The sequence below is a fragment of the Vibrio sp. 10N.286.51.E5 genome, assembly GCF_041469125.1.
GTDB lineage: Bacteria > Pseudomonadota > Gammaproteobacteria > Enterobacterales > Vibrionaceae > Vibrio > Vibrio crassostreae_C.
This window is the reverse complement of sequence record NZ_JBFRJZ010000055.1, coordinates 69019-75407: the sequence shown is the minus strand read 5'-3', so window position 1 is coordinate 75407 and position 6389 is coordinate 69019. Positions and strand designations below refer to the sequence as shown.

The 6389-nt window shown below is 44.8% G+C and carries 6 protein-coding genes and 1 pseudogene; 3 read left to right on the top strand and 4 right to left on the bottom strand.

Annotated features, from left to right (window positions below; all coding sequences use genetic code 11):
• From AB4161_RS19020 to AB4161_RS19010, 3 genes and pseudogenes are all read right to left on the bottom strand, one after another.
• A pseudogene (locus AB4161_RS19020) lies at positions 1–213 on the bottom strand (hypothetical protein); the annotation flags it as partial.
• Positions 214–359: 146 nt separating this feature from the next.
• Positions 360–1103, bottom strand: a complete 744-nt coding sequence (locus AB4161_RS19015; RefSeq protein WP_136978148.1) for a copper homeostasis protein CutC — start codon at positions 1101–1103, stop codon at positions 360–362.
• 311 nt (positions 1104–1414) lie between these two features.
• Positions 1415–2023 carry a peroxiredoxin C gene (locus tag AB4161_RS19010; protein WP_004740353.1) on the bottom strand — a complete coding sequence of 203 codons (609 nt, stop codon included), beginning with the start codon at positions 2021–2023 and terminating at the stop codon, positions 1415–1417.
• Between the two features lie 210 nt (positions 2024–2233).
• On the opposite strand from AB4161_RS19010, the gene AB4161_RS19005 reads away from it, so the two are divergent.
• Positions 2234–3139: a hydrogen peroxide-inducible genes activator gene (locus AB4161_RS19005; RefSeq protein WP_017062525.1), complete on the top strand. Its 906-nt coding sequence runs from the start codon at positions 2234–2236 to the stop codon at positions 3137–3139.
• A gap of 69 nt (positions 3140–3208) precedes the next feature.
• Here the strand turns inward: AB4161_RS19005 and AB4161_RS19000 are convergent, their stop codons facing one another.
• A complete protein-coding gene (locus AB4161_RS19000; protein ID WP_372083915.1) occupies positions 3209–3661 on the bottom strand; it encodes a CBS domain-containing protein in 453 nt (150 codons plus the stop codon).
• Positions 3662–3995: 334 nt separating this feature from the next.
• Here AB4161_RS19000 and queA point away from each other — a divergent pair, with 334 nt between their 5' ends.
• Both queA and tgt read left to right on the top strand, forming a co-directional pair.
• Positions 3996–5048, top strand: a complete 1053-nt coding sequence (gene queA, locus AB4161_RS18995) for a tRNA preQ1(34) S-adenosylmethionine ribosyltransferase-isomerase QueA (protein WP_372083913.1) — start codon at positions 3996–3998, stop codon at positions 5046–5048.
• Between the two features lie 195 nt (positions 5049–5243).
• Positions 5244–6380, top strand: coding sequence for a tRNA guanosine(34) transglycosylase Tgt (tgt, locus tag AB4161_RS18990; protein ID WP_017056177.1), 1137 nt, complete (start codon positions 5244–5246; stop codon positions 6378–6380).
• The last annotated feature ends 9 nt before the right edge of the window (positions 6381–6389 follow it).

Below are 6389 nucleotides of genomic sequence, written 5' to 3'. Positions count from 1 at the left end.
CCTCCTCCTACTCGATTGTTCAAAAATATTCATATCAACACCAGCACGTAATCCAAGCATTGGTGTCGCTTGGTAAACGTAGGCCCCGCCTAGGCTTATACCATGTGTTGTTTTCTCTTCTACTTCGCCTGAGCGCGTTTTCGTACCGTCATAACTTGCCACGCCAATTTCAGCCTGAAAGCCGTGGATTTGGTTTCTTCCAAACATGTTTTGCTTCGTAACAGGTTTAAATCAAGAGAGCTGAATAAGTCTTTAGCCATATCTATCCATGAAAATTTTCTGCGCTATTAAATCTAATATACGTCAGTGAGTTAGATTAGTCAGCGAGGTTCTCTGGATTTATGCTGGCGACTATTGCCCTAAGCGGTGAGGGCGGCTCTCACATCAGATATCTTACTCGCATCTGTCACTGGGATCTGATAATCATCAATATTATCACTGCCCATTTGAGTACTTGAGTTGTTTTCCATTAGACTCGGCCTTGTCGATTTACCTGAAAGGTGAAGAGCAGGTACTTGGGTAGCGCTTTGAATCATTTTGGCATTCGCAGCGTTAACGCCAGCCCCCGCCATGATATCAATTCGTCCATCGGCTTGTTTGACCATTGCAGCCAATACATCGATACCTTGCTCAGCATTAGCAGCAAGCCCTGATGTCAGGACTCTTTCGCATCCAAGTGTAATGATTTGTTCTAATGCTGCTTGGAAATCAGAGCTTTGATCGATGGCTCTGTGGAAGGTAATCCCAAGCTTTAACGAGTGCGCTTTGTCAGCCAGTTGTTGCATCTTTGGCATATCAATACTTCCGTTCGGCGCTAACACACCAAGTACGACCCCATCCAATCCTGCATTTGCGCAAGCTTCAATATCTTCAAGCATACAGAGCATATCGTCGTTATCGAAAATGAAGTCGCCTTGTCTTGGGCGTATCATAGCGTAGACCGGAACCGACGAAACTATTGCCGCTTGTTTCATCATTCCGAAGCTTGGAGTTAATCCGCCAAGTGCTAATGAAGAGCAAAGCTCAATTCGATTCGCGCCACCAGATAGTGCGGTATGAAGAGATTCTAAGTTATCGATACAGACTTCAATTTCGGTGTTCATCGTGTTTATCCGTTCAAAAAGATACTGATGAAATAATAGCAATCTAGGTGTGATTCTGAATAGATGGGGATAAGGGAAAATAGAGGTAAAGTTTAGGTTTATCGCTACCTCAATTATCTATTACAAGAGTCAGTCTAGGGGAGCGAGGAGGGGGAAAACAAAAAGCCCGAAGCGTTAACTTCGGGCTTTTAATAGGACTTTACTTCTTAACTGATTGGCGGTGCGCTTTGCGCTATTAGCTTATGCTTTATGTCTCTTTAAAGAGAATCTTCCAACCATTAACCCGCGTTGAGTTCGGGCTTAAGAGGTAATTACTTGCTTAGGTCGTCAGCGTGCTCAGATAGGAATGCTGCAACACCTTTTGGAGATGCGTCCATACCTGATTTGCCTTCTTCCCATTGTGCAGGACAAACTTCACCGTTCTTCTCGTGGAAGTTTAGTGCGTCTACCATGCGTAGCATTTCGTCGATGTTACGACCTAGTGGAAGATCGTTAACTACTTGGTGACGTACAAGGCCGTCAGCGTCGATTAGGAAAGAACCACGGAAAGCAACGCCTGCTTCTGGGTGCTCAACATCGTATGCTTTGCAGATCTCGTGCTTAACGTCAGCAACTAGAGGGTATTTAACTTGACCGATACCGCCATCAGCGATAGCAGTGTTACGCCATGCGTTGTGAGAGAATTGAGAATCGATAGAAACACCGATTACTTCAACGCCTTTAGCTTGGAAATCTTCAAGACGGTTGTCGAAAGCGATTAGCTCTGAAGGACAAACGAAAGTGAAGTCTAGTGGGTAGAAGAAAACTACAGCTTTCTTACCTTTAGTGAATTCTGCGAAGTTGAAGTTATCAACGATCTCACCGTTACCTAGAACAGCTGCTGCAGTAAAGTCAGGGGCTTGACGACCTACTAGTACCATTTTGGAATCTCCTAAAAAATTAGTTGGCCCAACACATCTTTGTTTGGGCTCCGTTTCTACGGGACAAACTATAGTACAATCGGTACTATAGAAAAAAGCGAATTAAATAGATTAAGTTAATCGAAAAAAGCGATAAGCTTATTCTTTGTCCTGTCCTTAGGTCGAATGACCTTTACCTAACTTATCCTACTCATATTACAAAGTAATTTCATGAATAAATGGCCAAGTCTTAAGCAACTTCACTATCTTGTTACTCTTCACGAAACTCGTCATTTCAGTGATGCCGCAGATCGCTGTTTCGTCAGTCAATCTACGCTAAGTAAAGGCATTCAAAACCTAGAAGAGCTGATTGGTTGCCCGCTTTATGAGAAGAAAGATAAAAAGAGCCCGCTAGTTTTCACGCAAGCAGGTGAGCTGGTGGTCAAGCACGGTCGAGAGCTACTAGCGAAAGGACAAGATCTCGTAGAGCTTGGAAATCTATGTAACGGGGATGCGATGCAAGGGCAGCTGCGAGTCGGGTGTATTCCTACTATAGCGCCGTTCCTTTTGTGCGATTTGGTACAGGAAGCCAACCAGCGCTTTCCACAATTAAATTTGCTGTTACGTGAAGACACAACGACCAACCTATTGGCTGCGCTGCGTCATGGAGACTTAGATGTGCTGATTCTGGCTTTGCCTGTCGATATCGACAATATGGAAAGCCAAGTTGTTGGGCAAGACCCTTTCCGGATGGTGATCAGTCGCAATCAAGCTGATGGTATTCGCGTTCCGATTAAATACGATGACCTGCCAGACGAATCTGTATTTTTGTTGGAGAACGAGCATTGCTTAACCGAGCATGCTGTGTCGGCTTGTAAGTTAACGGATAAAGAGAAGATCAACCCGTTCACTGCGACGAGCCTTCACACATTGGTGCAAATGGTGGCCAATGGTTTAGGAACCACCTTTATTCCGCAAATGGCGATCGACCACGGTTTATTGGAAAACCAGAATCTCGTTGTGATCGATCCTCCTGGTCAGCAGGCCTACCGAGATATTGGCCTTGTCTGGCGACCAAGCTCTTCGCGTCGTGAGACATTCCATCAATTAGCGGATGTGGTATCTGAGCTTCTATAATAATCCGCTGCGACAACAATCCCTCTGAGCGGCTGAATTGGCCGCTCTTCTTTATATCAATTCCGAGCGTTACTCTACTTCTACTTCTGCTTCTTCTGGCTCTACTTCTTCTTGCAGCTCCAGTAAATTGATCGCTATCGTGACAAAATCGCTGTCTGTAATAATGCCTACTAGTTCGTGGTTTTCTACGACAGGTAAACAGCCCACTTTATGTTTCTGCATGTAGATAGCCGATTCTTTTAATCCTGCACGCGGCTCTACCGACATAACACTTTTGTGCATGATGTCGTTGAGGGGAGTAGCAAGAGTAAAAGATTGAGCTTGTGGGATGTTTTGTAGGCTGGATTCTTGAGCGGCGAGAACGTCTCGTTGTGTGACGACACCTAGTAGTTGCCTGTCGGAATCGACGACCGGAATATGGCGGATATCAAGTGCTTCCATCATGTGCTTAGCATCGGCCAGTGAGTGTGAGCGCAATAGGGTATGAGGGTTGCGAGTCATCATATCTTCAACCTTGATCATACGAACCTCCTTCTTTTTTATTTGTTGCTATTACTATAGTTTTTTATCCAAAAAATAACTGAGATCTGACGCATTCTTGGGTGAGTTTTATGCAACTAATTCTTTAGCTTGAGGAGGTGAATCAGTCGCATTATTTTACGCCTCTTTACAATAATCCAGTGCTGTAAACCTTGCTATTGCGGCTCGTGTGCCTATACTAGCCCACTGCGAAATTTTTAGTCGTGTTTGCGATGTGTTTCTGGTAACGATTGACTTACCGTAACGATTATCCAGCAACTACGATTTATGATTCGTCAACGGCACAAATCTCATCAACTAAGACAAGACTAGACACATGCAAGTTTCAGATTTTCACTTTGACCTACCAGATGAACTCATTGCTCGCTACCCTCAAGAGGAGCGTACAGCAAGCCGCCTGCTTAAATTAGATGGCAACAGCGGTAACCTAGCTGATGGTTCGTTTAAAGACGTTTTAGACTTGGTTGAGCCAGGCGATCTTGTTGTTTTCAATAACACTCGAGTGATTCCAGCTCGTGTATTTGGTCGCAAGGCATCAGGCGGTAAGCTTGAAGTGCTGGTTGAACGTATGCTTGATGAGAAAAGCATTCTTGCGCATGTTCGTTGTTCTAAATCACCGAAGCCGGGTACCAAGTTGTTCCTTGGTGAGAACGATGAATATGAAGCTGAAATGGTGGCGCGTCACGATGCGTTATTCGAAATCCATTTCACATCTGATCAAAGCGTTTTAGAGATTCTTAACAGTGTTGGTCACATGCCACTGCCTCCTTACATCGATCGTCCTGATGAAGATGCAGATAAAGAGCGCTACCAGACTGTCTATAATGAAAAGCCGGGTGCGGTTGCAGCGCCAACAGCAGGCCTTCACTTTGATGACAAGCTAATGGCTGACATGAAAGAAAAAGGTGTTGAGTTTGCTTACGTGACGCTTCATGTTGGTGCTGGTACGTTCCAGCCAGTAAAAGTTGATAATATTAACGATCACCACATGCATGCTGAGTACGTTGAAGTGCCGCAAGAAGTGGTTGACGCCGTAGCTGCAGCAAAAGCCCGTGGCGGCCGTATTATTGCTGTTGGTACAACATCAGTACGCTCACTAGAAAGTGCAGCTCAAGATGCATTGAAGAAAGGCACTGAGCTCGTTCCTTTCTTTGGTGATACAGAAATCTTCATCTTCCCTGGCTATGAATACCAGTTGGTGGATTGCTTGATTACCAACTTCCACTTGCCAGAATCAACACTGATTATGTTGGTGAGTGCATTTGCAGGTTACGACAACGTGATGGGCGCATACGATCACGCAGTGAAGAGCGAATATCGTTTCTTCAGCTACGGTGATGCCATGTTCATCAATAAGAGAACAAGCTAATTTAAGCTAGTTATAAACGATATACATTAGAATTTACGGGTGCTAGCAGTAAGCTAGGAGTCGGGCAGGGTGTCTGCCTAATCTCTCGCAAGGAATACGCGACCGCTCCTCATAGAACCCACTAGACTGAACTTTTGTTTGGCCTAAGGTTCTGAATTAACAGTCAGATTGTTTCTCTGGCATATTGGAGGCTTCGTGAAATTAAAATACGAACTTAAAAAAACTAATAGCGGCGCACGTCGTGGTCAACTTCAGTTTGAACGCGGTACCGTTGAAACCCCAGCATTCATGCCTGTAGGTACTTACGGTACTGTTAAAGGTATGACACCTGAAGAAGTAAAAGACACAGGTGCTGAAATCCTATTAGGTAACACATTCCACCTATGGCTACGTCCTGGTCAAGAAATCATGAAAATGCACGGTGACCTGCACGATTTCATGAACTGGCACGGTCCTATCCTGACTGATTCAGGCGGCTTTCAAGTATTCAGCCTAGGTGCAATGCGTAAAATCACTGAAGAGGGTGTTCATTTCCGTAACCCTGTAAACGGTGACAAGATCTTCATGGACGCTGAGAAGTCTATGGAAATCCAAAAAGATTTAGGTTCAGACATCGTAATGATCTTCGATGAGTGTACGCCTTACCCTGCGACACACAAAGAAGCAAAAGACTCAATGGAGATGTCTCTTCGTTGGGCTGAGCGTTCACGTAACCACTTCGACAAACTTGAAAACCCGAACTCACTGTTCGGTATCGTTCAAGGTGGCGTGTACGAAGACCTTCGTGATGTATCCGTTAAAGGCCTAACAGAAATTGGTTTTGACGGTTACGCAGTAGGTGGCCTAGCAGTAGGCGAACCAAAAGAAGATATGCACCGCATTCTTGAGCACACATGTCCTCAACTGCCAGAAGATAAGCCACGTTACCTAATGGGCGTAGGCAAACCGGAAGACTTGGTTGAAGGTGTTCGCCGTGGTATCGACATGTTTGACTGTGTAATGCCAACGCGAAATGCACGTAACGGCCACCTGTTTGTGACTGAAGGTGTGATCAAGATCCGTAATGCGAAGCATAAAACCGATACAACACCACTAGATTCAGAGTGTGACTGTTACACTTGTAAGAACTACAGCAAGTCGTACTTACACCATTTGGATCGTTGTAACGAAATCCTAGGTGCTCGACTGAACACGATTCATAACCTGCGTTTCTACCAACGAGTAATGTCAGACATTCGTCAGTCTATCGATGAAGACCGCTTTGAAGAGTTCGTTGCAGAGTTCTACGCAAGAATGGGGCGTGAAGTGCCACCACTAGGTAAAGAATCTTAGTATTTCTTT